At 38.8% G+C, this 23,599-nt stretch carries 32 protein-coding genes; 11 read left to right on the top strand and 21 right to left on the bottom strand.

Annotated features, from left to right (window positions below; translation table 11 throughout):
- Window positions 1–24 precede the first annotated feature (24 nt).
- Window positions 25–1,245, top strand: coding sequence for an acyl-CoA dehydrogenase family protein (locus POF52_RS14680; protein WP_271993271.1), 1,221 nt, complete (start codon window positions 25–27; stop codon window positions 1,243–1,245).
- Between the two features lie 29 nt (window positions 1,246–1,274).
- Here POF52_RS14680 and POF52_RS14685 read toward each other — a convergent pair whose 3' ends face one another.
- Window positions 1,275–2,207, bottom strand: coding sequence for an NAD(P)-dependent alcohol dehydrogenase (locus tag POF52_RS14685; RefSeq protein ID WP_176584299.1), 933 nt, complete (start codon window positions 2,205–2,207; stop codon window positions 1,275–1,277).
- A gap of 170 nt (window positions 2,208–2,377) precedes the next feature.
- Here POF52_RS14685 and POF52_RS14690 point away from each other — a divergent pair, with 170 nt between their 5' ends.
- From POF52_RS14690 to POF52_RS14705, 4 genes are all read left to right on the top strand, one after another.
- On the top strand, window positions 2,378–3,070 hold the full coding sequence (locus tag POF52_RS14690) for a response regulator transcription factor (RefSeq protein ID WP_026106650.1): 693 nt from the start codon (window positions 2,378–2,380) through the stop codon (window positions 3,068–3,070).
- Window positions 3,063–4,067, top strand: coding sequence for a sensor histidine kinase (locus POF52_RS14695; protein ID WP_047932190.1), 1,005 nt, complete (start codon window positions 3,063–3,065; stop codon window positions 4,065–4,067). Before POF52_RS14690 ends, POF52_RS14695 begins: the two co-directional genes overlap by 8 nt.
- Window positions 4,068–4,167: 100 nt before the next feature.
- On the top strand, window positions 4,168–4,929 hold the full coding sequence (locus tag POF52_RS14700; protein WP_271993272.1) for an ABC transporter ATP-binding protein: 762 nt from the start codon (window positions 4,168–4,170) through the stop codon (window positions 4,927–4,929).
- A complete protein-coding gene (locus POF52_RS14705; protein ID WP_271993273.1) occupies window positions 4,919–6,862 on the top strand; it encodes an FtsX-like permease family protein in 1,944 nt (647 codons plus the stop codon). The genes POF52_RS14700 and POF52_RS14705 overlap by 11 nt, the downstream gene beginning before the upstream one ends.
- A gap of 48 nt (window positions 6,863–6,910) precedes the next feature.
- Here POF52_RS14705 and POF52_RS14710 read toward each other — a convergent pair whose 3' ends face one another.
- The 3 genes from POF52_RS14710 to POF52_RS14720 form a co-directional block, all read right to left on the bottom strand.
- The gene (locus POF52_RS14710) at window positions 6,911–7,525 is read right to left on the bottom strand and encodes a GNAT family N-acetyltransferase (protein WP_271993274.1); all 615 of its coding nucleotides are present in this window, start codon (window positions 7,523–7,525) and stop codon (window positions 6,911–6,913) included.
- 110 nt (window positions 7,526–7,635) lie between these two features.
- Window positions 7,636–8,235, bottom strand: a complete 600-nt coding sequence (locus POF52_RS14715) for a dienelactone hydrolase family protein (protein ID WP_271993275.1) — start codon at window positions 8,233–8,235, stop codon at window positions 7,636–7,638.
- Between the two features lie 5 nt (window positions 8,236–8,240).
- The gene (locus POF52_RS14720) at window positions 8,241–9,443 is read right to left on the bottom strand and encodes an aminotransferase-like domain-containing protein (RefSeq protein WP_176584305.1); all 1,203 of its coding nucleotides are present in this window, start codon (window positions 9,441–9,443) and stop codon (window positions 8,241–8,243) included.
- Window positions 9,444–9,957: 514 nt separating this feature from the next.
- Here POF52_RS14720 and POF52_RS14725 point away from each other — a divergent pair.
- The 3 genes from POF52_RS14725 to POF52_RS14735 all read left to right on the top strand — a co-directional run bounded on the left by POF52_RS14725 (window position 9,958) and on the right by POF52_RS14735 (window position 11,094).
- Window positions 9,958–10,284, top strand: a complete 327-nt coding sequence (locus POF52_RS14725) for a PadR family transcriptional regulator (protein WP_028409358.1) — start codon at window positions 9,958–9,960, stop codon at window positions 10,282–10,284.
- A complete protein-coding gene (locus POF52_RS14730) occupies window positions 10,285–10,824 on the top strand; it encodes a DUF2812 domain-containing protein (RefSeq protein WP_271993276.1) in 540 nt (179 codons plus the stop codon).
- Between the two features lie 93 nt (window positions 10,825–10,917).
- The gene (locus POF52_RS14735; protein ID WP_016764944.1) at window positions 10,918–11,094 is read left to right on the top strand and encodes a hypothetical protein; all 177 of its coding nucleotides are present in this window, start codon (window positions 10,918–10,920) and stop codon (window positions 11,092–11,094) included.
- 40 nt (window positions 11,095–11,134) lie between these two features.
- Here the strand turns inward: POF52_RS14735 and POF52_RS14740 are convergent, their stop codons facing one another.
- From POF52_RS14740 to POF52_RS14800, 13 genes are all read right to left on the bottom strand, one after another.
- Window positions 11,135–11,911, bottom strand: coding sequence for a sulfite exporter TauE/SafE family protein (locus tag POF52_RS14740; protein ID WP_271993277.1), 777 nt, complete (start codon window positions 11,909–11,911; stop codon window positions 11,135–11,137).
- Between the two features lie 70 nt (window positions 11,912–11,981).
- A complete protein-coding gene (locus tag POF52_RS14745) occupies window positions 11,982–12,206 on the bottom strand; it encodes a sulfurtransferase TusA family protein (protein WP_176584307.1) in 225 nt (74 codons plus the stop codon).
- Between the two features lie 24 nt (window positions 12,207–12,230).
- Complete coding sequence (locus tag POF52_RS14750; protein WP_271993278.1) at window positions 12,231–13,358, bottom strand: MBL fold metallo-hydrolase; 1,128 nt, start codon at window positions 13,356–13,358, stop codon at window positions 12,231–12,233.
- A gap of 66 nt (window positions 13,359–13,424) precedes the next feature.
- Window positions 13,425–13,976, bottom strand: coding sequence for a sulfurtransferase TusA family protein (locus POF52_RS14755; RefSeq protein WP_271993279.1), 552 nt, complete (start codon window positions 13,974–13,976; stop codon window positions 13,425–13,427).
- A gap of 55 nt (window positions 13,977–14,031) precedes the next feature.
- Window positions 14,032–14,328: a rhodanese-like domain-containing protein gene (locus POF52_RS14760; RefSeq protein WP_271993280.1), complete on the bottom strand. Its 297-nt coding sequence runs from the start codon at window positions 14,326–14,328 to the stop codon at window positions 14,032–14,034.
- Window positions 14,329–14,350: 22 nt separating this feature from the next.
- On the bottom strand, window positions 14,351–14,707 hold the full coding sequence (locus tag POF52_RS14765; RefSeq protein WP_271993281.1) for a rhodanese-like domain-containing protein: 357 nt from the start codon (window positions 14,705–14,707) through the stop codon (window positions 14,351–14,353).
- A gap of 27 nt (window positions 14,708–14,734) precedes the next feature.
- Entirely contained in the window at window positions 14,735–15,217 is a 483-nt protein-coding gene (locus POF52_RS14770) for a DsrE/DsrF/DrsH-like family protein (RefSeq protein WP_013058040.1), read from the bottom strand.
- 47 nt (window positions 15,218–15,264) lie between these two features.
- Window positions 15,265–15,492 carry a sulfurtransferase TusA family protein gene (locus POF52_RS14775; RefSeq protein WP_028409366.1) on the bottom strand — a complete coding sequence of 76 codons (228 nt, stop codon included), beginning with the start codon at window positions 15,490–15,492 and terminating at the stop codon, window positions 15,265–15,267.
- A gap of 92 nt (window positions 15,493–15,584) precedes the next feature.
- Window positions 15,585–15,845 carry a metal-sensitive transcriptional regulator gene (locus POF52_RS14780; RefSeq protein ID WP_047932200.1) on the bottom strand — a complete coding sequence of 87 codons (261 nt, stop codon included), beginning with the start codon at window positions 15,843–15,845 and terminating at the stop codon, window positions 15,585–15,587.
- On the bottom strand, window positions 15,835–16,194 hold the full coding sequence (locus POF52_RS14785) for a hypothetical protein (protein ID WP_047932201.1): 360 nt from the start codon (window positions 16,192–16,194) through the stop codon (window positions 15,835–15,837). The genes POF52_RS14780 and POF52_RS14785 overlap by 11 nt, the downstream gene beginning before the upstream one ends.
- A gap of 345 nt (window positions 16,195–16,539) precedes the next feature.
- Window positions 16,540–16,857 (bottom strand): hypothetical protein, encoded by a 318-nt coding sequence (locus POF52_RS14790; protein WP_029323073.1) that lies wholly within the window; start codon window positions 16,855–16,857, stop codon window positions 16,540–16,542.
- A 301-nt stretch (window positions 16,858–17,158) separates the two neighbouring features.
- Window positions 17,159–17,938 (bottom strand): enoyl-ACP reductase FabI, encoded by a 780-nt coding sequence (fabI, locus tag POF52_RS14795; RefSeq protein WP_074679795.1) that lies wholly within the window; start codon window positions 17,936–17,938, stop codon window positions 17,159–17,161.
- A gap of 130 nt (window positions 17,939–18,068) precedes the next feature.
- Window positions 18,069–18,941 (bottom strand): LysR family transcriptional regulator, encoded by an 873-nt coding sequence (locus tag POF52_RS14800; protein WP_176584314.1) that lies wholly within the window; start codon window positions 18,939–18,941, stop codon window positions 18,069–18,071.
- Window positions 18,942–19,055: 114 nt separating this feature from the next.
- On the opposite strand from POF52_RS14800, the gene POF52_RS14805 reads away from it, so the two are divergent.
- On the top strand, window positions 19,056–19,949 hold the full coding sequence (locus tag POF52_RS14805) for a DMT family transporter (protein ID WP_176584315.1): 894 nt from the start codon (window positions 19,056–19,058) through the stop codon (window positions 19,947–19,949).
- Window positions 19,950–19,982: 33 nt separating this feature from the next.
- Here the strand turns inward: POF52_RS14805 and POF52_RS14810 are convergent, their stop codons facing one another.
- The 3 genes from POF52_RS14810 to POF52_RS14820 form a co-directional block, all read right to left on the bottom strand.
- The gene (locus tag POF52_RS14810; protein ID WP_271993282.1) at window positions 19,983–20,474 is read right to left on the bottom strand and encodes a GNAT family N-acetyltransferase; all 492 of its coding nucleotides are present in this window, start codon (window positions 20,472–20,474) and stop codon (window positions 19,983–19,985) included.
- A 23-nt stretch (window positions 20,475–20,497) separates the two neighbouring features.
- Window positions 20,498–20,680 (bottom strand): hypothetical protein, encoded by a 183-nt coding sequence (locus tag POF52_RS14815; protein ID WP_271993431.1) that lies wholly within the window; start codon window positions 20,678–20,680, stop codon window positions 20,498–20,500.
- Window positions 20,681–20,850: 170 nt separating this feature from the next.
- Window positions 20,851–21,561 (bottom strand): GntR family transcriptional regulator, encoded by a 711-nt coding sequence (locus tag POF52_RS14820; RefSeq protein WP_271993283.1) that lies wholly within the window; start codon window positions 21,559–21,561, stop codon window positions 20,851–20,853.
- 107 nt (window positions 21,562–21,668) lie between these two features.
- Here POF52_RS14820 and POF52_RS14825 point away from each other — a divergent pair, with 107 nt between their 5' ends.
- Window positions 21,669–21,830 carry a hypothetical protein gene (locus POF52_RS14825; protein WP_271993284.1) on the top strand — a complete coding sequence of 54 codons (162 nt, stop codon included), beginning with the start codon at window positions 21,669–21,671 and terminating at the stop codon, window positions 21,828–21,830.
- A gap of 13 nt (window positions 21,831–21,843) precedes the next feature.
- A complete protein-coding gene (gene bglA, locus POF52_RS14830) occupies window positions 21,844–23,283 on the top strand; it encodes a 6-phospho-beta-glucosidase BglA (RefSeq protein WP_271993285.1) in 1,440 nt (479 codons plus the stop codon).
- A gap of 76 nt (window positions 23,284–23,359) precedes the next feature.
- Here bglA and POF52_RS14835 read toward each other — a convergent pair whose 3' ends face one another.
- Window positions 23,360–23,509, bottom strand: a complete 150-nt coding sequence (locus POF52_RS14835) for a hypothetical protein (protein ID WP_176547889.1) — start codon at window positions 23,507–23,509, stop codon at window positions 23,360–23,362.
- Window positions 23,510–23,599 lie beyond the last annotated feature (90 nt).

A 23,599-nucleotide genomic window follows, 5' to 3' on the forward strand; every position in this document is an offset into this window, starting at 1 on the left:
CATTAAAATTTTTGGAGGTATGTTATGTCAATCGAAGTTTCTGCACGTCCGGTATATAATCAATCTACGCGCGTTTATTACGCATCTATCCGCGAGAAAATCGCTTCTCTTGTAGATGAAGTGATCCGGCCTAATGCAGCCCTTACAGATGAAGAAGGCGTTTTTCCACGGAAAAATTTAGAAGCGCTTATTAAAGCAGGCTGGGGAAATATTCTTGTACCAAAAGCATACAGCGGCTTAGAACTTGATCACGTGGCTTTTGCGATTGTAGCTGAAGAAATTGCAAAAGCTTGTGCTTCCACTGCTTTGGTTTACGTGATGCATGTCGGAGCGATTCAAACTATTACGCTGTACGGAAACGACGATCAAAAGAAACGCTGGTTACAACCAATTGACCAAGGGCTGATTGGTACGTACTCTACAAGTGAAAAAGCCTCAGGAGGACACTGGTGGTACAACTTCAGTCAAGCGCAGCGAAATGGCGAAGATTATGTAGTTAATGCTGACAAATCCTTTACTACGAGCGCCGGGCAAGCTGATTTTTATATCGTCCAAACACGCAGTCCTGAAGCACAAGAAGCAACGGATATTAGCTTTTTTATTGTAGATGGAAAATCAGACGGCATCACCGCAAGTCCATGGGAAGCGCTGGGCGTTCGCGGCAATCACAGCGGTCCGATTTCTTATAAAAATGTACACGTGCCAAAAGAAGATCTTCTAGGCAGTGAAGAAACAGGGAAAGAAATTGTCTTAAACGGCGTTTCCCCTATTTATTTAATTGGCCTTGGTTCTGCTTGGCTTGGCGTAGCGGAACATGCGCTAGAGCTTGCGGTTAACCATGCAACGCGAACGATTCACCGCGATTTTAATAACCAGCTTAGCGACTATCAAGTCATTCGCCAGCAGATTGCCGAAGCAAAAGTTCTCATTGAAAGCACAAAACCATGGCAAATTGACTTGGCAGAACAGCTTGATATTTTACAAGCTGAACAAAAAGCACAGGGTGTTCTTACCCTTCCGCTGACTGAATTTAAAGTTCATGCTTCAGAAGTAGCCAACAAAGCGACGCGAATTGCCTTGGATGTAAGCGGCGGATACGGCTATAAAAAAGGCCCTATTGAACGCTTGTTTCGAGATGCCAGAGCGGGCATTGCTATGGGTCCTTCTAATAATATTGCCAGAGAATGGATTGGAAAGAATCTTGTAGGACTTCCGCTTGAACTTTGGATTAAAGGCGGAGAGTAAAGTTTAATATCGTAAAAAAGGAGAATCCTCTATAGAGATTCTCTTTTTGAATTTTTTAACGTAACAACTACACTCCCTATTTTATGTCCGGTTTCTACATACTCATGAGCTTCTGGAATTTGTTCTAAAGAATAGCATCTATCAATCACTGATTTAATCCTCCCTTCTTCCATCAGCTTTTTAAGAAGCAATAAATCTTTTGTCTGCACTTTCGCAATTCCTTGCCCTTCGACCGAAACAAAACGTCCATTTAAGGCTAACGCTCCCTTGCACTGATTTTTTGTGATTTTTCCAACGGCATCAAAAATAAGATTATATCTTTCTTCTTTTTTACTAAAATCTTCGTTTTGGTAGTCGATGACGTAATCTGCTCCTAAAGATTTTACTAGTTCACTATTTTTAGCACTGCACACGCCTGTCACTTCAGCTCCGTAATAGCTCGCAAGCTGTACAGCGGCAGTTCCTACAGCACCTGAAGCACCGTAGATAAGCACTTTTTGCCCGGCTTGAATGTTTCCTTTTCTAAAAAAATGCAGCGCCGTCGTGCCTCCGAAAGAAATAGAGGCGGCTTCTTCATGGGTTACATTCTCTGGCTTTACGGCTATCGTCCCCTTTTCTGGTAAGCAGATATATTCCGCATATCCTCCGAACTTCATGCCTGTCATCGCAAAAAGCTGGTCGCCTTTTTTGAACCGCGTTACGTTCTTTCCGACGTCCTCTACTTCTCCGGCCAGCTCTACGCCTAGTATTGATTTTCTAGGCTTCCGTAATCCTAAAACTATTCGCATTGGAAGCCATAACAGCAGTGGACTGTTAAAGCTCCTCACTCTGCAGTCGCCCGATGTGACCGTGGTGGCATGAATTTTTATCAGTATTTCATTCTCTTTTGGAATAGGCTTTTCCACTTCTTCAAGCTGAAGAACATCTGGTTTACCATACTTTGTACATACCATTGCTTTCATAACAGCTCTCCTTTTTTCACTAGAGTTCAATATATGTTTATAAACTATGCTCGTCAAAAGCTATTCTTTCACATTTTATAAAAAACGCTGGTGAATCTACTATCCCATATGGTAAATAAAAGGATATTGCTATAAAATAAGTATAAAAACAGAAAGCGTGGTACGTGTTATTGTTTAAACTTCTTTTAATTGAAGACGATGTAACGCTGTTTAACGAACTGAAAGAACGGTTGGAGCAATGGTCTTATGATGTTTACGGCATCCGTGATTTCAGTAACGTTATGCAGGAGTTCAGCGAGGTAAAACCTGATTTAGTTATTATGGATATTCAGCTGCCGAAGTATGACGGATTTCACTGGTGCAGAATGATTCGTTCTCATTCAAAAATCCCTATCATTTTTCTATCTTCACGTGATCATCCTTCTGATATGGTAATGTCTATGCAGTTTGGCGCAGACGACTTTGTGCAAAAGCCGTTTCATTTTGATGTGCTTGTAGCAAAAATACAGGCCCTTCTCCGCCGCGTGTATAATTACAGCGTTGAACAAGTAAACCTTCTTTCGTGGCAAGGAGCTACGATTGATTATGAAAAAAATAAAGTATCAGCGGGATCTACAGCTATTGATTTAACCAAAAATGAAATCTTTATTTTAAAATGCTTAATACATAAAAAGAATACGATTGTAAGCCGAGATGAACTGATTAATAGTTTGTGGGAAGATAAACGGTTTATCAGTGACAATACGCTGACGGTAAACGTCAATCGCCTGCGAAAAAAATTAGATGAAATTGGACTTGGAGCTTTTATTGAAACAAAAGTCGGCCAAGGCTACGTAGCCATTGAAGAGGAACGCTATGATTAAACTCTTTATTCGGGAGCGTCTAAGCTGGATTCTTTTCTTTTTCATCATACATTTTTTTATGCTTTTTATCGCGTATATTGATGAATCCATTCCTCTGTCTTCGATTCTCTATATCGTGTTTTTATCATCGATTATCTTTCTTATTTTCTGCGTCTTCCGCTATCACAAAGAAACGAAATTTTATCAAAAGCTAAAAGATGAAGAGGACTTCTTTGATTCTTCTACTCTTTCTCATCCGCTGCGTCCGTTTGAAAAGATTGTTCAGCGAAATCTGATGCAGCAATTAGAACAAGCGAAAAAAGATGGCGTGCAAACTCTGCTGCACGTGACGCAGGAAAAAGATGAACTGTTAGCTTGGATTCACGAAATTAAAACGCCGTTAACTGCGATGCATTTAATAATTGAACGCTTAGAAAATCGAGAAGTTAAAGCAAACTTGACGTTCGAGTGGCTACGTATTCACTTTTTACTTGATCAACAGCTGCATCAAAAGCGCATTTTCTTTATCCAAAATGATATGTATATTGAACATCTGGATTTAGAGTCCCTTATTTTCACTGAAATCAAAACGCTGCAAGCTTGGTGCATGCAAAAAAATATTGGGTTTGATGTGGACTTACAGGCAGAACGTGTACTGTGTGACGCAAAGTGGCTTTCGTTTATTATGAGACAGCTGTTAACAAACGCAGTCAAGTACAGTGAAGAATCTGATGTGATGATTAGAAGCTACGAGCACCGCGGTCAAGTATACATCGAGGTAAAAGATAACGGACGGGGCATTTCTCCTCAAGATATGCCGCGCATTTTTGAGAAAGGTTTCACCTCAACTACGCAGCATGAAGACGGCCGCGCTACAGGCATGGGCTTATATCTCGCTCAAAAAGCTGCGCACGCTCTTTCTATTCACATTGGCGTGCAGTCTGCTCTTAATGAAGGCACAACTTTTACACTTGCCTTTCCTAAATCAAATGATTTTGTGGATATGAAAAGCATGTGACAAAAATGTCACATGCTTTCGTTATTTGTTCGCTGAATCAAAGGAAAAGCTAAAGCCCTTTTTCTATAATAAACGTATCAGATTAAAGGAGTGAATACATATGAACATATTAGAAGCAACTAATATTCATAAAAGCTACGGAAATAAATTTAATAGACAAGAAGTATTAAAAGGTGTAGACATTACGATTATGAAAGGAGAATTTGTAGGAATTATGGGCGCTTCAGGCTCAGGCAAGACGACTCTTCTGAACGTGCTTTCCTCCATTGATAAAATCAACGGAGGAACCATCAAAATCGAAGGAAATGAAATTAGCAGAATGAAAGAAAAGCAGTTAGCAAACTTCCGAAAAACACATTTAGGTTTTATTTTTCAAGACTATAACTTGCTTGATACGCTGACAGTGAAAGAAAATATCCTCTTGCCTCTTTCCGTTGCGAAAACTCCTTCAGCAGTAGCTCACAAAAAATTTGACGTGCTGGCCAAACAGCTCGGCATCTATGAGCTGAAAGACAAATATCCAAGTGAAATTTCCGGGGGACAAAAACAGCGTACTTCCGCTGCAAGAGCCTTTATTCATGAGCCAAGCATGATTTTTGCTGATGAACCCACAGGTGCTCTTGATTCAAAAGCGGCCAGCGATTTGCTAAACAAACTGACCGAGCTTAATGACAAAAGAAGCGCAAGTATTGTGATGGTAACGCATGACCCAGTGGCAGCCAGCTATTGCAGCAAAGTCATTTTTATAAAAGACGGACAAATTTATACGCAGCTGTACAAAGGCGATCAAACGCAAAAAGTCTTTTTTGACGATATTATGAAAACTCAAGGCGTGCTAGGCGGAGTTCAACATGAACATTAATCAGCTGATTTTCCGCAACTTCAAAAAGAATGTAAAAAACTATTATTTATACGTTTTTGCACTAATTTTCAGCGCAGCTTTATATTTTGCTTTTGTCACGCTGCAGTATGACCCCGCTCTTGATGCAACCAAAGGTTCGATTAAAGGAGGCGCAGCGGTTCGGGCCGCTTCTGTTTTACTTGTAGCTATTGTTTCTATCTTTCTATTATATGCAAACACGATATTCATCAAGCGGCGCAGTAAAGAAATTGGCTTATTTCAGCTAATTGGCATGACCAAAACAAAAATTTTCCGTATTTTGACCGTTGAAAATTTTATGTTGTATTTTGCCTCACTGATTGTCGGCATTTTAATCGGGTTTTCGTTTTCAAAAGCGGTCATTATGATTTTGTTTAAAATCACGGATACAAAAGGCATTGCCAAGCTTCATTTTTCTGAAGAAGCCTTGATTCAAACGCTGATTGTGTTCGGCGCTATTTATTTGCTGATTATGACGATGAACTATCTTTTTATTAAAAGACAGACCATTTTGGCACTATTCCGCGTTACGTCATCAACAGAAAGCAAAACAAAAAAAATCAGTATTCTTGAAATTATTATTGGAATTCTTGGCATGATCTTTATTGCTTCCGGCTACTATATTTCTGCTAAATTGTTTGACGGATCTTTTACAAGCATGAATGCTTTGTCTATCGCAATGGTATCCATTTTAGCTTCGGTTATCATCGGAACCTATTTGTTTTATAAAGGCTCAGTTCGCTTTTTATTAAATCTCATGCGAAAAAGCAAAAAAGGCTATTTATCGATTAACAATGTATTATCTCTTTCTTCCATTATGTTTCGGATGAAATCAAACGCACTGTTGCTAACGGTTATTACAACCGTATCGGCTCTGGCTATTGGCCTATTGTGCTTGAGCTACATCTCTTATTATTCTGCTGAAAAGTCGGCCGAAGATTATGTGCCTAACGATTTTTCTATCAATAATACAAAAGATGCAGCTTCGTTTAAAGCTGCGCTGAATCGGAAGAAAATAGCCTACACGGAAAAAAAGATCGACGTCACCCAAGTAAAAGCAAACGTAAAAAGCATCTTAGAAAATAATTTGGAAGCCCCGATGGTAGACTCGTCCGCTATGTTTTTTTCGGTTGTTAGTGAAAAATCTGTTAGTGGTGTAAATGTAGCTCAAAATGAAACTTTGTTTACCGGCTATAATGATATGCTTCAACGAGTAAATTCATTTAAAGATTCCGGGGAAATTGAGCTAAAAGGAAAGAAAGAAGTCATTCCGCAAAAGTATATAGGCTTAAATCGAAAATTTCTCTTATCTACTTATTTTACGAGCGGTATGCCTACTATGATTGTAGACGATTCCGTGTTTAATGAGCTGAAAAAAGACGTGGATCCTTCTATTCAAAAAGAATCTTCTGTGTACACAGGGGTAGATATATCACAAGAAAATGACTTACCAAAAGCAAACGAGATTTTCAAAAAAATGAAGTTGGACAATCATAACTTCAATGATTCGCGTATCGAAACGGTAAAAAGCCAAAAGCAGACTATGGGTCTAATTATGTTCATTGTCGCTTTCCTTGGACTAGCATTTTTAATCACATCAGGGTGCATTCTTTACTTTAAGCAAATGGATGAAAGTGAAGATGAAAAACCAAACTATACGATTCTTAGAAAATTAGGCTTTACCGAAAAAGACTTATTAACCGGCATAATAATTAAGCAGCTTTTTAACTTCGGCATTCCGTTAGTCGTAGGTTTACTACACAGTTATTTTGCCGTACAATCCGGGTGGTTCTTATTTGGAACAGAGCTTTGGACACCAATGATTATCGTTATGATTATCTATACGGCCCTGTACTCTATTTTTGGTATTTTATCTGTTCTTTACTATAAAAAAATTATTAAAGAAGCTCTTTAAAAATCAAAAGCACAAGCTATAGCTTGTGCTTTTGATCTTTACATGCCATTAATTACTGGCATTTTCTTTATTTCCCTGACTGGCTGTATGTAAAAAACTTTCTAGTCGCTTTTTGACAAACGGCCACTCGTCGTCAATTACACTGAAAATAACTGAATCTCGTACGTATCCATCAGGTAAAACCATGTGTTTTCTGGTGATGCCTTCTTGCGTGGCACCCAAGCGTTTAATAGCCGCTCTAGATCGATTGTTTCGTACATCCGTTTTGAATTGAACGCGGTGAAGCTTCAGCTCTTCAAAACAGTATTTTAATAATAAATACTTACACTCCGTATTGACCCGGGTGCGCCACACGGATGGATGATACCACGTCCACCCTATTTCGACGCTTTTGTTGGGAAGTGATATATCTAAAAATCTTGTGCTTCCTACAATCGAATGTGACTCTATATCAAACACAGCAAAAGGCAGCTCTCTTCCCTCTTGCTTTGCTTTTAAAGAACTTTCAATCAGCCGTTTCATATCACTTAGACGATGAACTTTTACCGGGAGATGCTCCCAAATTCCTTTCGGTTTTGCAGCTTCATATAATTCTTGTTCATGTGTTTTTTCAAGCGGCACTAGCTTTACCGCTGTTCCTACAAGCTCAACTGACTGTAACATAACCTCGCTCCTTTTCGATACATTTAAAGTAAATGTTAATACATGTATATGTACTGAAAAAGGGTCAGTTTCTGCTTATTGTAGGGTATCACTTTCAGCATATATAGCTATTAATCAGCTAAGTGTTTTTTGAGAAACTCACTTATTGTTTGGAAGGCTTGGTCCGCTGATTCTTTATTAAAGGTGTGTGAAAAAGGATTCATAAAACCATGACCACCATAAAACTTTTTGATTTCCAAAAGCGGCTCTCTTTTTTGCTCTAATGAATTTATTAAACAGTCTACATCAAATGTTTGCTCTTCAGCAGGAAAAATAAGAAGAGTTGGACAAACAGGACTTCTATTTACATAATCTCTAATACGCGATCCGTAACAGCCAATCACGAAGTTACACAAATTATTTTCACTGCATAGCCACGATATCGTGGCTCCTACACTGAAGCCTATAACTCCTACTTCTTCATATTCTTGTTTTAATTGAATTAACATGTTAGTAATTCGTCTTGAACCCTCATCAATCCCAATGTTTTGAACAAAGTTTTGATAAGCCATTCCTTCTTCTTCATAACTATAGGAAACGTCCTTAGATAATAAGTTAGGACAGATAATATCTGCCTCTAACTTAGACAATTTCTCTTTCATAAACTTCATATGATCGTTCACACCGTATATTTCATGAATTAATAAAATTGCTTTATTTGATTTTTCCATTTCTTTTATAAAACAGTCGTTTCCCTTGTCAATTCACGATGCAATACGTCTCCCATGCGCTTCATGCCTTCAACGATTTGTTCAGCAGACATATTAGAGTAATTCAAGCGCAGCGCGTTGTTTCTTGTGCCGTTTGGAAAGAATGGCGTTCCAGGCACACAGGCTACGTTATTTTTTAGACACTCTGAAAAGATATGTGCTGAATCGATACCTTGGGGCAGTTCTACCCAAATAAACAATCCGCCTTCTGGCTTACTGTAAGACAAATTCTCCGGAAAAAATTCTTCAATGCACGACAGCATTTGGGTACATCGCTCTTTGTATACCGCTTTAATTTTTTGAATGTGCTCTTCGATATCGTAAAGCTCCATGTACTTAGCCGTTACGCGCTGAGCAAAGCTGTCCGTATGCAAGTCAGCCACTTGCTTAAACGCTACGTACTTATCAATGAAAGCTTCGTCTGCACATACCCAGCCGATTCGAAGGCCTGGTGCAAAAATTTTAGAGAATGTGCTGATATAAATCACTCTGCCTTCTGTATCAAAATGCTTAACCGGCGGCAGCGCTTCTCCGGCAAATCGGACTCCTCCGTACGGATTATCTTCTACAATCAGCACGTCGTATGCATTCGCAAGTTCGATCATTCGCTGACGTCTTTCCCGCGTTAATGTACGCCCTGTAGGGTTTTGAAAATCAGGAATCGTATAAATAAATTTAGCATGCGGATTTTCCTGAAGCTTTTTCTCTAGCTCTTCCATAATCATTCCGTCTTCGTCCATGTCTACTTCTACAAACGTCGCATTGTAGGATTTAAATACGTTAATGGCCGCTAGGTACGTTGGGCTTTCACAGATTACCACGTCTCCGTCATTAAGAAACAGTCTTCCGGTAAGATCGATTGCCTGCTGAGATCCGGACGTAATTAAAATGTTCAAAACCGTGGACTCAATGCCGATGTCCTGCATTCGTTTAGAAATTGCTTCTCGTAAAGGGATATACCCCTCTGTTGTACTATATTGAAGCGAAGCGGCTCCGTCTTCATTTAATACGGCGCGGCACGCATCGTTCATTGCTTCAACGGGAAATAGTTCCGGTGCTGGAAGTCCTCCTGCAAACGAAATGACTTCTGGTCGTTCCGTTACTTTTAAGATTTCACGCGTTTCAGAGGATTTTACAAGACTAGCTCGTTGGGCAAATTTATCTTTCATTGATGATCATTCCTTTTCTAGATTTTAAACTTTTAATAACGAGTTAATTATTCGAATAGTCAGAAAAATTAAAACGAAAACTTCCCCTATGAACTCAGGCTTCTTTTAAGCCTTGGAAGATGCCTTTTTAATAGACAACCAGCATCTGCTTGCTCGCTGACTCTTCATTTCTTCTTGATGTCACGTCCTCCTTTCGGTACATATTTTTCTCATTCACTATTTGTAATACAAATCAAAGGTCGTACGATAAATATGGCCTTGTATTTAATGTATGTTAAAAAGGATAACATAAAAATCAAATAAATAAACAATAAATTCTATAAATTCTTAATTTTTTATGCAAATATATTTATCTTAGTAAATTATTTTGTAAGATCCCTTCCCCTTTATACTCATTAAATCGTTTTATGAGGGAATCGCAAACCTATAATTTAACATTTTCTATTGACTATATATCATTAAATGATATATATTAATTAACGATATATCATTTAATGATATAAGGAGGTTGAATATGCCGCGAAACGATTCATTAGAGACAGGGGAACTTACCGATACGTCCTACTACATCTTAGTGTCCCTCATAGAAGCAAAACACGGGTATCTTATTATGAAAACTATTGAAGACATGACCAATCAACAGTTTTCAATTGGACCTGCATCCATGTACACCACGATTAAAAAGCTTCTTGCAGCTGAGTTAATTATGCTTTTTAGCGAAAGCAAAGACAAAAAGAAAACGTATGTTGCAACGGAAAAAGGAATTCAGTTTTTAAAAAAAGAAATTCAGCGCCGTAAAGAAATGATTAAACACGCTGAAGATGCTTTAGGAGGTTTATAAATGAAAAAGACAAAATACATAATGAGCGGGGGAACGGCTTTTGCAGAGCAAGAAGATTTACAAAAGCTCAGCGACTATGCTAAAAAAGGCTGGCTCTTAGATCGTTTCGCATTTTTAGGATATACCTTAAAAAAAGGAGAGCCTCAAGACCTTCAATATTCACTGGATTTTCAGGAAAATGCAGATGATGAATATTTTCTCCTTTTTAAAGATGCTGGATGGCAGCACGTTTGTTCAGAGGGGCATGCCATGCACATTTTCAGCGCATCTCCGGGAACAAAACCTATCTATTCCGATATAGAGACTATTATTGACAGATACAAACGAGAAAAGCATTTCGTAGGGAAAGCAGCGCTATCTATTCTTGCCATTATGATGTTTCTTCTGCTTTTTAACGCTATGAGCTCATACGGTTGGTTGCCAGAAGCAGTGGGAATGATTAGCGGCATTTTATTAATAATTTCAACAGTGCTTCTAGTATTTCCAGGACTTCCTTACTTAGCGTATCAGCGTAAGTTGAAAAAGCTTCGTAATATTTAAAAATTCCCTTTTCATTGACCTTCCGTGTAAAACCCTTTATAATCCTTATTAACTCGATAAGATTTAAAGGTTTTAGTACAGGAGTGATGAAAAGTGAAATGGCTTCATTTGCTGTTTAATGAACGATGCCCTAAATGCAAGCAAGTGTTGAATACATCAAAATCCAATGCGCTTCGCTCTACTGTTGTAAAAGTATGTCCGTCTAACCACTATCAAAAAGAATTTCATCCTGCGCTTGAAATGTTTGTGGAAAGTGATGAAGTACTATAAAAAAAGCTAACGCTATGGATTCCCATAGCGTTAGCTTTTTTTATAGCAGCCCCCACCAAATCTTAATTGCCGTTGCTAAAATCAAACAGGCAAGAATCCATTGAAGCACTTTTGTATTCATTTTCTGACCAACTTTTGCACCAATTGGCGAAGCAATCAGGCTGGCAGCAACTAAGATAAGTGCCGGTATAAATGGAACTTGATGCGTCACCAGCTTTCCAACCGTTGAGCCAATGGAAGAAATGAAGGTAACGGCCAGTGAAGTTGCGATGGTAATTCGAGTTGGAATTTTAAGCACTACGAGCATTACCGGAACTAAAATAAAGGCCCCTCCTGCTCCTAATACTCCTGCTACGGCTCCGATAAGCAGTGATAAAATAGACGCTAATCCTTTATTGAATTGAAGCTCCCCATCTTTGTTCCAATCTAAATTTTTCTTTGGAATAAACATCATAATAACCGCAATGAGACCTAAAACTCCATACACAACATTTAATCCTTGTTCACTCATATAATGTGAGCTGTAGCTTCCAAGCATGCTGCCGATTAGGATATTACTGCCCATATATAAAATTAATGATTTATTTAAAAATCCGCTTTTTCGATACGCCCATACGCCGCCTAATGTGGCAAAGAACACTTGAACAGCTCCTGCACCTGAGACTTGATGAGCCGTTAATGCTTCGACTCCTACTAACGGAGGAATATATAACAGCATCGGATAATTAATAACAGACCCGCCAATACCGACCATACCGGAAATAAACGACCCAATAAATCCAATAAGAAAAAGCGTGATGATAAATGTAAGATCCATCTATAGTCGCTCCGTTTCATATAAGGAAAGGGTACCTTTTACAAGAGATACCCTTTTCGTCCATTTTTTCTTATCCTTTTTTAATCCAAAATTTAAGAACGTCGCTTTCTTCTGTCTGAAGAAGCTCATGACCGCCAGATTTCGCCCAAGCTGCAAGGTCGTTTTTTGCCCCTTTATCCGTTGCGTGAATCTCTAACACTTGGCCAGCTTCTAGTTCATTCATTGCTTTTTTTGTTTTAACAATCGGCATTGGACATGCCAGCCCTTTTGCATCTAGTACTTTAGTTGATTCCATTTCTCTCTCTCCTTTGTTTAGGTTTTAGCGAATCGCACAGCGGTTTGGTCCAATCTCCATTTCACGCTGTTTTTCTTCATCTGGACTTACTTTCCCCATATTGGTTTCACGAATTTCTTGATACGCATTTGGCTGCGGCGGTAAGTTGTCTGTTACTAAGTGTCTGAACTCTGCTTCGTCTTTAATATTTAATCCGTGATTTTCCTCAAACAACGTACCTAACTTTTCAGCTACGCTGCCGTTGTCATTTAGCTCATCAATAATCATAAAATGAGCTGGCAATACGATTAACTCGTCTGACAATGCTTTATAGCGTGTATAAAGCGTCTCGCGCAGATCGCCTACCCAGTCTTCAGCCATACCAGCTAAATCAGGACGTCCAATTGAATCGATGAACAAAATATCACCTGAAAGTAAGTATTGATCGTCTACGATGAAAGAAGTTGATCCAATCGTATGCCCCGGTGAATAAAGAGGCTGAATCGTAATCGCTGTGTTACCAATCACGACATCACTGCCTTCTTCTAAAGCCTTGTAGTCAAAAATCACTTCTTCTGCATCTTTTGGAGGCAGCCAGTACGCTGCATTTGTTGCTTCCGCAATGACTCTTCCTCCTGAAATGTGATCTGCATGAAGGTGCGTATCAAACACATGCTTAACAGTGACACCAAGCTCTTTGGCAAAGTTGATATACACATCTGCCATACGCGTCGCATCAATAATAGCAGCTTCACCGTTTGATACGATCATATAAGATAAGCATCCTTTGCCGATACGAACAAACTGATAAATTTCTCCGCCGTCTTTTAAATCTCCGACTTTAACGGGCTCTAAATATTCACTCCATGCTTTCATACCGCCTTTAAGGTACGATACGGTAAGCCCCACTTCTGAAAGCATGTCAGCTACCATCACGGATGAACCTTCTTTGGCGCAGACAACTAACACTTCTTTATCAGAAGGGATTTTTTTTAAGATTTCTTCTACTCCGTCTAAAAGATCGAAGTATGGAACATTTAAATGATCGAAGTAATGACCTTCAATTTTCCAATCGCTAAAATCATTTTCATTACGAACATCCAAGACAAATAGCGGTTCTTTATTAATAATTTTAGCTGTAACTTCTTTTGCAGTAAGTACATGCACTGTCATATTAAAATACCTCCTTAGGTATATGAACTATCAAAATTTTTTAATCCATTATAATCGATTGGTTATTTATTCTACTTTACCTGTCCAGTCACGCATACCAGGAACCACGTTAACTAAGTGTTTAAATCCTTGCTTTTTCATCGTTTGCCCTGCCATTTCACTTCGTCTTCCAGAGTGGCAAATAATATAAATTTCATTCTCTTTATTTAGCTCATTCGAACGTTTTTCTACTTCACCAAGCGGGATATGAACTACGCCTGGAATATGAGCTTCATCGTATTCTTCTACTTCACGAACGTCTAAAATATGAAGATGTTCATCATTCTCTACTTTTTCCGCAAATTCTTCTAATGAAATTTCAGGAATTGGCGTTACGTTTTCTTCAGCGCCGCCTTTACGAAGAAAGTGGTGAAGAACGTCACCTGCTGCCTCGGTACCTAAATACTCATGACCTGTGCTTTTTGCCCACGCTTGTAAGTCAGCCGTAGAGCCTTTATCCGTTGCTTGGATTTCTAGTACTTGACCTGCTTCTAATTCATTCATTTTCTTCTTTGTTCTTACGATTGGCATTGGGCATGCTAACCCTTTTGCATCTAATACGAAGTTTGCTTGCATCATTTCTTTTTCCTCCTTGGTTTAAATACTAGTAGGGGTATATTTTTATCTAAAAAAATTAGACGGTTTCCCCTTTCCATCCCATCATTCCGCCTGTCATATTCGTTACACTGTAGCCTTGCTGCTCAAGAAAACGAGCTGCCATTCCGCTTCTGCCTCCAGAACGACAGACAACAATATAATTCTTTGCTTTATCTAACTCATGCATACGGAATTCTAATAAAGGAAGCGGGATATTTAACGCGTTTGGAATTTTACCTGTTTTTACTTCCTCTACTTCACGCACATCTAAAATGTGAATTTGTTCTTGTTTTTTTACTAATAGTTCTACTTCTTGTGCCGCTATTGTCTTCACGCTACGTCTCCTCCTTCTTGATTTATCTCCACGTATTCATGCCGCCTTTAATGTTGGTAATGGATGTAAAACCTTGCTTTTTCAACAGTTTACTTGCTTTCATACTTCTCATTCCGCTTTGACAAATAACGACTACTTCTCTGTCTTTTGAAAGCTGGCTTGTTTGCGCTGGCAGTTCTGGTAAAGGAATGTTTCGAAATCCTTTAATGTGTTTAGTCCGAAATTCATGCGGTGTTCGCACATCGATAAACTGTTTATGTTTATTTTTTAACTCTGCTTTTAATTCCATCGTCGATATTTGCTGTATTCCTTTTACTGGTGCAAAACGCTGATACAAAAACCACAACAGAAAGACGATAATAAGCGCATTGATAATCATATTAACCCTCGCTTCATGAGTTATCTTTTAGATGAATAAGTTTACGTTTCCGTCTTCTGCGTCGGCTAAATACGCCGCTACGCCCGCATATTCAATATTATCTAACAGTTCTTTTTCCTGTAACCCTAGAAGATCCATCGTCATCGTACAAGCCACTAGCTTCACATCTTGTTCTTGTGCCATTTCGATAAGCTGCGGCAGCGTTAGAGCATTATGCTTTTTCATTACGTTTTTAATCATTTTAGGTCCCATACCTGCAAAGTTCATTTTAGATAAGCCCATTTTATCCGCACCGCGCGGCATCATTTTGCCAAACATCTTTTCTAAAAATCCTTTTTTCACCGGCACCATTTCTTCTTTACGAAGCGCATTCAATCCCCAAAACGTATGGAATATCGTCACTTCATGGTCATAAGCAGCCGCTCCGTTGGCAATAATATAAGCTGCCATCGCTTTGTCATAATCACCGCTAAATAATACAATTGTTGTTCGTTTCTTTTGTTCAGTCATGTTGTTCCTCCTATTACCCTATGGGGTATATTTGTTTTTAAAAAAAATTAGCCTTTTTGAATGTAAAAGATAAATGTACTGCCTTCTTCTTTAAAATCAATAAGCTCGTGTCCTGTTGATTTTGCCCACGCTGTTAAATCACTTTTAGCACCTTTATCTGTTGTTTGCACTTCTAATACTTGGCCTGTTGTTAAAGTATCCATTGCTTTTTTTGTTTTGACGATTGGCATTGGACAAGCTAATCCTTTTGCATCTAAGACATGATCAATTTTCATAATATTTATCTCTCCTTTTTATATACATATACCTGTAAGGGTATATTATATTAAATAATGATATTCGTCAACTTTAAATAAGGTGACAATGATTAACGACTTTTCACTAACAGCTGTACAGCTTCTTTCACTAACCCTTCCGTTGGCTCTCCTTGCTGAAGGCTTTCTCTGACGCACTGTTCAAGATTGCTGCTCACAATGACTCCCATTGTGCGATCAATGGCACTTCTTGCAGCAGATAATTGAGTCACGACGTCTCGGCAGTCTTTTCCTTGCTCCATCATGCTGAGTACGCCTTTTAGCTGCCCTTCAATTCGGCGCAGGCGATTTTTCACCTGTTGGTTATACTCCATAATCGAATACCTCTTTCTTTCCTTTACTTTTACACACTGCTAACTCATAGCTGCGTACTTCAAAACCTTTTTTTCGTAAGAACCGTACGCCTAAATTTAACTCCACTCTATCTCCGGCAATCAGATGAACGCTGCCCTGTGGAATTTCTGAATAAAAGCGTTTGAGATATGCATACGGAATAACTATACTAATCGAATCGTGAACTTCATGATAGTGACGAATATCTACAACCGTTCGCCCAAGTTCTTTTGCTTCAGATTCACGTATGCACTGTATTCTTTTAACGGGATAATAACGTCTGTATGCAATAAATAAAATAGCAAGCAACAACACTGCTATATAGAGCATAACCATCACCGCCTTGCTATTGAATTAATGTTGTTTACACGCTCTATATTATACCCCTATAGGTATATTGTCAAGCGAGAAAATTATATTTAATTTTGCTTGTTTACATTGATCCTTTCATACGAAACAATCCACTTTATACAGCTTAGGAATCATGAATGCTTTCTTTAACTTGCTTTATCATGTGTACCCCCCCCCTATAGAGCAAACAGACTTTCCCGTTTTCATACATCACCTGGACTCATATAAATTACTAAAAAATAAGCTTACTGCACCATTCACCATCTGCACACAAAAGGGTCCAGTTCTCCTTGGGAACTGGACCCTTTTGTGTTAAAAAGCTGATTAGCTTTGATGATAAATATTATGCCATTGATTCCATGAACTGTGTGGATGCTGCTGGTGCCACTGATTCCATGGCACATATGGATTTTGCTGATGCCACTGATTCCACGTACCGTGCGGATACTGATGATGCCACTGATTCCATGGTGTGTATGGATGTTGTTGATGCCATTGATTCCACGTACCGTGCGGATACTGATGATGCCACTGCTCCCAAGGTACATGAGGATGTTGCTGATGCCACTGATTCCACGTGCCTTGAGGATGCTGATGATGCCATTGTTCCCATGGAATATAATGTTGCTGTCCTTGATGCATATTTCGTCAACTCCTTTTCCTTTGCCACATCATATGTTCTTTTTAGGATTTAGAGCTTATCTATTTTAAAATATAGGCGTTTGATTAATTGTGAATTAAATTACGTATTTTTTCTCTTTACTTATAGGCATGAGCTTTTGTTTTACAAGTGGAAGCACGTATTTATCTAGAAGTATAGAATGAATATTTCTTATGATTCACCTTATTGCTAATAATACTTCTTTAAAAGGTCTGTGTTTTTTGGGATGCATTTGTCTTCCCATGAAAAAAACACCTTCTCATTCGAGAAGGTGTTTAGGAATTAACCTACAATATTGTAACCAGCGTCCACGTGTACGATTTCTCCCGTTACGCCGCGTGAAAGGTGGCTCAGTAATACAACCGTCATGTCGCCAACTTCTGCTTGCGTTACGTTACGCTTAAGAGGTGCTTTTTCTTCAACGTGGTGAAGAATTTGGTTAAAGTCAGAAATGCCTTTCGCTGCAAGTGTACGAATTGGACCTGCTGATATTGCATTTACGCGGATATTGTCTTTCCCTAAGTCTAATGCTAAGTATTTTACTGAAGACTCAAGCGCTGCTTTCGCTACGCCCATTACGTTATAGCCTTCAACTGCGCGCTCTGCACCAAGATAGCTCATCGCTACAAGAGAACCGCCTTCTGTCATAAGAGGTTTTGCTGCTTTCGCTACGGCGATCAATGAATAAGCGCTTGTATCTTGAGCAAATGCATATCCGCTTCTTGATGTATTGATGAACTCACCGTTTAAATCCTCTGAGTGAGCAAACGCAACAGAGTGAATCACTCCGTGAACTGTGCCTGCTTCTTCTCCGATTTTTTTGAACGCTGCTTCAATGCTTTCATCGCTGTTCACGTCACATTCAGCAATTAGTGATGCTTGAATTTCATTTTTTTCTAGCAGCTTGTTCAATTTCCCTAGTGAACGCTCTTTACGGTATGTAAAAATTAAGTTTGCTCCTACTTGATGAAGGGCTTTTGCAACACCCCAAGCAATACTTCTGTCGTTGGCAACTCCCATAATCACAATGTTCTTGTTCTTTAATTGTAATAAATCTTCCATATTATCCTCCAAAAAAAATTAGTCATCAATGATGACTAATAGGTAATTGTATAGCTTTATTATAGCACAAAGATGCGCTTAGTTCCTAAGAGTCTTATGAATTAACCGATTTTGCTCTATAAATAATCTCCTACTTATCCGAATCCTGCAGCCATGATTGCGTTGTTTCAGCAAATTTTTTGGCTGCAGGTGAAAGATGATAACGAGTAGCTAGACCAATTGAACGGTAGCTGTCTACTTGAAACGGAATCGCACGCAGCTCTTGCGGGATCGAATCCAAAAGCATTTCAGGTAAAATGCTAATTCCTAAGTGATGCGTAACCATCGATAAAATAGCACTTTCATCCATTAATTCAAAACGAATGTCAGGCTGAATGCCACGTTCCTCAAACAGTTGCTTAATATCATGATAACCGCCGTATGTCGGCATAATAAACGGTTCTTTCTCTAGATCTTCAAAAGAAACGGTTTTCTGATGGTATAGAGCACTTTGATTTGATACGACGCACAGCAGCCGGTCTTTTTTTAAAGAAATAATATGAAATTGACTTGAATGCGTAATGTTGATAAAGCCGCAGTCTATTTCTCCGCTCAGCAGCCACTGTTCAATTTCAAGGTAGTCACCTTCCTTGAGCTGAATTTGAATGTCAGGATAGTTTTTCTCCATCAGCCGAATAATTTCAGGAAGCCATTTGGTTGACACACTTTTAAAAATACCGATTTTAATCGTTCCTTTTGCAAGACCTAAGAGACTGGCTGCTTCTTGATGAACTTTTTCATTTTCTTGCAGCACTTTCCGAATAGCAAGCAGCATCGTTTCGCCTTCTGTTGTTAAGGTAATACCTGATCTGTTTCGATTTACAAGCGAGAATCCAAATTCCGATTCAAGATTTGTAATAGCATGACTGACCGCTGATTGCGTGAGTGCCATCGCATCTGCCGCTTTTGTAAAGCTTTGCAACTCCGCTACTTTGTTTAAAATTTCATATTTTACTAAACTCATTTTACCCCGTCCTAACATGAATTTAATTCACGTTTATCATTATAAAGATTCATTTTATTAATATCAAATTCCTTTGTATACTGTGGGTACATGATAAAAAATGGAGGTTTGAACGTGAGTTACCGCACACGAGCAAATATGATGATGATTGGGGTAAACGTATTTTGGGGTATGTCGTACGTGTTTATGAAAATGGGGCTGAGTTCACTCGGATCATTTACCATTATTGCGCTTAGATGTTTGATTGCTTTTTTCATTGCCGGGCTGTTTTTTCATAAGCCTTTACGGCAAATGACGTGCAAAACGATTTTATCATCCGCTATTTTAGGCTTTTTACTGTTTTCCGTTTTTGCATTTGTCACGTTTGGCGTCAGCATGACGTCTGCTTCAAACGCCGGATTTCTTGTCAGTTTAACGGTCATTTTTGTTCCGTTGCTCCACTGCTTGTTAGTGAAGAAGCTTCCTTCTTGGCCGATTGGGCTTGGTATTATCACTACCCTAACCGGTATAGGTGTTTTAACTTTAAAGCACTCCTTTCATATGAATACGGGTGATGTGCTTTGCATTGGGACTGCACTGTGTTATGCCATTCATATTACGTTAACTGGCACGTTTACCAAAAATGAAAACCCAATTGCTCTCGGCATTTTACAGCTAGGGTTTGCTGGATTGTTTGCACTGCTTTGCAGCTTTTTATTTGAACACCCAAGCATTCCTACTACTTTATCATCATGGATTGCCATTTTAGGTCTTGGCGTTCTTTGCAGTGCGATTGGATTCATTTGTCAAGCCATTGCCCAGCGCTACACAACTCCTACTCACACAGGACTTATTTTTGCAACAGAGCCTATTTTTGCTGCGCTGTTTGCCGTTCTTTTTTTGCATGAACTGTTTACGCTTAAAGAACTGATTGGTTCTGTTATTGTGGTTGCGGGGATTTTAATTGCTCAGTTAGACAATTTGCTACTTAAAAAAAGAGTTCATTATCAAGAGACATTGCCAAAGTAAAAGCCGCTAGATTTATGAATCTAGCGGCTCACTTTATACCTTATATGTATAAAACTTTTTATCTACGTTCATCACCGGGAAATTCTCAGGCAGCTTTTCTTTCTCTATATGTTGAAACCCATTTTTCTCATAAAATCGATGAGCAGCTCTATATTGTAACGTGGTTCCTAAATATATTCTTTCCACTTCTCTCTGTTTTGCCCACGCGATGGCTGTATGCAATAACCGATGAGCTGTTTTGAAGTTTGCTCCTCTATAAGACTTTGCTACAAACATTTTCCGCAGCGCTACTTGACGGCTGCCAATGTCTATTAAAGCTACGTTTCCTACTACTCTTTCGTTGCAAACAGCAATCCAGAAGTTTCCGTTTCCCTGTTGATAAAAGCTTTCGATTTCAAACAAATCAGGCTGATCTTTTTCCGTTATCGGAATTTGGTATTCTTGCTGCTGAATATGAAGAATTAAATCCACTACTTGCTGTTGATACTTGCTAGTATATGGCTGAATACTGATACTTTCACTCAAAACCTCCACCGCCTCTAATCAGTTTACTCCATCTTACTGTTGACTGTTTTTAATACTGCACAGCCTACGTTCATTATAAAATCAATTACAACACCTGCAAGAATTGATATCACACCTACAGCGATAAAATCGCCTTTAGTCGGCTGAAATAAATTCATAGAAAGCAGGCCAAACATAAAAAGCATTGGAATAAGATAACTCAGCATCTTTTTCAACTTCGCACCTCATTTCCTTATCTTTATAAACCCTGTAACCATTTTATCGTATAGTAATTTCCTATTTATTACAATCATTATCTTATTTCATATTTTTATCGAAAAAATGAAATAAAGTGCCTGCCTCTCGTTCCTTACTAATTGAGAGACAGACACTTTTTTTATAAAACATGACTAGTTGCTTGTAAAAAGAACTGAGATTGTTCGTAGTTGTACGTTACTTTTGAAAAGTCAAACGGCTGGCCGTTGGCTAAGTGAAAAAGCGTTTCAATAAACAATTTAGGATCCCCTTCTTTTAACTCTAAGTACGTGGCTTCTTCTTCGTTCAGCTTGCCGACGTGAAGATATAGATCAGAAAACCCGATTTTTAAGCCGAGCCCTTCTTTAATGTAATGAAAAATAGACTCTGACACAATTTCGTTGTTTAAGTATGTAACGATGGATTTATTATAAAATGATTCTTCTAGACACAGCGTCTGGCCGTTAATATACCGTACTCTTTTGACATAATACGCGTCGCTATCTTCGGCTATGTTTAAATTTAACGCGGCTTCTTGCGTCGGCTTTCGTACATCTAGCTCAATCACTTCCGATGTTAAATGAAAATCTTCTAGTTCGCTTGTAAATCCTTGGTTAGAAAGCAAGCCGATATAGCCTGTTCGTTTATGACGGCGGACAAAAATGCCGCTTCCTCTCACTTGAAAAACCACGCCTTTTTTCTCCAGCAGATCTAGAGCTTTTGTTACCGTACTCTTGCTTGCCTTAAACTGCGCCATAAGCGTTTCTAATACAGGCAGCTTTTCTCCTTGCTGAAGCTTGTGTTCTTCAATATAGGTTTCAATTTCAATTGCAATTTGTTGGTATTTGATCATAGCTATACCTCTTTACTGAATTTGTCTCAAGAATAACACGATTATACCATAATCTAACTCCATACCATAAATTTTAATTATTCATTAATTATTATTTTATTAGGGTATTGATAAATTGTATCGATACAATTATACTGAAGCGTATAATCAACAAAGAGGTTACAATCACGCCGGTTATTATCACCAATTCAAGCGCTTATCGAGAAGTGATTGTTGAAGATATTGAAAATAGCGGGCTGAATCAAACATTATTTACCGTAGTGAAATAAGGAGGAACTAACAATGACAAAAATGCCAAAAAATTTTTTATGGGGCGGCGCATTAGCAGCTCATCAATTTGAAGGTGGATGGAACCAAGGCGGAAAAGGACCGAGCGTAGTAGACGTTATGACTGCAGGTGCGCACGGTGTAGCGCGACAAATCACTGAAACAGTGGAAGATGATAAATTTTATCCAAATCACGAAGCAATTGATTTTTATCACCGCTACAAAGAAGATATCGCGCTGTTTGCAGAAATGGGCTTAAAATGCTTGCGAACATCTATCGGCTGGAGCCGTATTTTTCCTGAAGGCGATGAAGCTGAGCCAAACGAAGAAGGACTAAAATTCTACGACGATGTATTTGATGAACTGTTAAAGCATGGAATTGAACCGGTTATTACGCTGTCTCACTTTGAAATGCCCCTGCATTTAGCTCGAGAATACGGCGGATTTAGAAGTCGAAAAACGGTGGACTGCTTTGTGAAGTTCGCTGAAGTTTGTTTCAACCGCTATAAAGACAAAGTGACGTACTGGATGACGTTTAATGAAATCAACAACAAAATGGACGTAAACAACCCTCTTTTTCTATGGACGAACTCCGGCGTTTCTGTAAAACCGGGTGAAAACGCAAAAGAAGTGATGTATCAAGCGGGACATCACGAACTTTTAGCAAGTGCTCTTGCCGTATCAAAAGGAAAAGAAATCAATCCAAATTTCCAAATTGGAGCGATGGTGTCACACGTGCCAATTTATCCTTATTCTTCAAATCCTGAAGATGTGATGTTAGCAGAAGAAACAATGAGACAGCGCTACTTCTTCCCTGACGTTCAAGTTCGCGGCTATTACCCAAGCTATGCGTTAAAAGAATTCGAACGAGAAGGCTATCATATTCCGTTTGAAGAAGGCGATGAAGAAATTTTACGAAATGGAAAAGTGGACTATTTAGGCTTCAGCTATTACATGTCAACAACGGTTAAAAGCGACGTTGAAGCTGATAACACGGGCGATATCGTAAACGGCGGATTGCCAAACGGCGTAGCAAACCCTTATATCAAATCAAGCGATTGGGGCTGGTCGATCGATCCAACGGGCTTGCGCTATACGTTAAATCGCTTCTACGACCGCTATCAAATTCCATTATTCATCGTAGAAAACGGATTTGGCGCCATTGATACGGTTGAAGAAGACGGTTCTATTCATGACGCATCGCGAATTGAATATTTAAAATCGCACATCGAAGCGTTAGAAAAAGCCGTGACGTACGATGGCGTTGATTTAATGGGCTACACGCCGTGGGGAATTATTGATATTGTTTCCTTTACAACAGGCGAAATGAAAAAGCGATACGGCATGATTTATGTCGACCGTGACAACGAAGGAAACGGATCAATGAAACGCTATAAAAAAGATTCATTTAACTGGTATAAACATGTGATTGAAACAAACGGTGAAGAACTATAAAAAATTAGAAAAGATGGGCTCCTGCGTAAAGACACAGGAACCCATCTTTTTTAGTGTAAGAATAAATGCAAATTTCTTATCTCGGTCTATCTACTAGCTGTGTTTGCGCAATTTCTGTTTGTTTAATTCCCGCTCGTTGAATTTCATCAGCAAACGATTCATGTTTCAGCGTTTTGATTACCTTTTCGCTTCCATCTCGAAGAGTATACACTCTAAATTCATACATACTCTGCCCTCTCCTTTAAGCTATGATTGATGCGATACATTAGATGCGCTCCTGTTAAAAGCAACTCATAATAGAAGTAACTTTTTACTC

It is taken from the genome of Priestia sp. AB (genome assembly GCF_028369225.1).
Lineage (GTDB): Bacteria > Bacillota > Bacilli > Bacillales > Bacillaceae_H > Priestia > Priestia megaterium.